This is a genomic window from Oscillibacter sp. KLE 1728 (genome assembly GCF_934833455.1).
GTDB classification, from domain to species: Bacteria; Bacillota; Clostridia; order Oscillospirales; family Oscillospiraceae; genus Oscillibacter; species Oscillibacter welbionis.
Genome location: NZ_CAKVVF010000016.1, coordinates 1 through 987, shown reverse-complemented (window position 1 = coordinate 987; position 987 = coordinate 1). Strand labels below are relative to the sequence as shown.

Here is a 987-nt window from a genome sequence, read left to right as displayed (position 1 = left end):
CCCCCCCGGGGGGCCGCGCGGGGGGCGCCCGTCCCCTTGCGCGGGCCCCCCCCCCGCCGCCCCCCGGCTCTCTTGTTCGGCAGTCTTCAAACGATGAACCCGCCGTCGGCGGCGAGGATTTGCCCCGTGAGGAAGGATGCCTTGTCGGAGGCCAGAAAGGCAACGGCGTGGGCCACGTCCTCCGGCGTCCCCAGCCGTCCCAGAGGCGTCTGCTCCGCCAGATCCCGCAAGGTCTCCTGTCCCAGGACCTGAACCATGTCGGTGTTGATGACGCCGGGAGCCACGCAGTTGACCCGGATGTGGGAGGGCGCCAGCTCCAGCGCCAGGGACCGGGTCAGCCCCACGAGAGCGGCTTTGGTGCAGGCATACGCCACCTCACAGGAGGCTCCCCGCAGTCCCCAGATGGATGAGATGTTGACGATGCAGCCTGCCTTCTCGTGGAGCATATGGGGCAGCACCGCCTGGATGGTGTTTCGGGCGCCGCCCAGATTCACGCCCAGATAGCGGTTCCACTGGGCGTCCGTGATATCCTGAAACTGGATCTGCCCCGCAATGCCGGCGTTGTTCACCAGCAGGCTCACGGGACCCAGCTCCGCTTCCGCGGTGCGGACCATCGCCTCCACAGCCGCCCGGTCCGCCACATCCGCCTGAACCGCGATGGCATTTCCACCGTGGTTCCGGATTTTTTCCGCCAGTGTCTCCGCCTCCTGCCGGTGCGTCAGGTAATTGATACAGACAGCATGTCCCGCCTCCGCCAGCTCCGCCGCAATCGCTCTCCCGATCCCCCGGGAAGCCCCAGTGACCAATGCCACACGATTCATAGTGATCCTCCTGTCATAGTGCTGTCAGCAGTATAACAAAAAAAACAGGATCGCGCAAGAAAAGTGTTGACAAAAGGTGCGTTTTCGTGTATCCTATATACGTTCCGTTTTGGACGATTAGCTCAGCTGGCTAGAGCACCTGCTTGACGTGCAGGGGGTCACAGGT

1 protein-coding gene is annotated in these 987 nt (G+C 63.8%); it reads right to left on the bottom strand.

Features of this window, described 5'->3' with window-relative positions; genetic code table 11:
* Nucleotides 1-86 precede the first annotated feature (86 nt).
* The gene (ymfI, locus tag QVE23_RS03005) at nucleotides 87-821 is read right to left on the bottom strand and encodes an elongation factor P 5-aminopentanone reductase (protein WP_273481717.1); all 735 of its coding nucleotides are present in this window, start codon (nucleotides 819-821) and stop codon (nucleotides 87-89) included.
* Nucleotides 822-987: the final 166 nt, after the last annotated feature.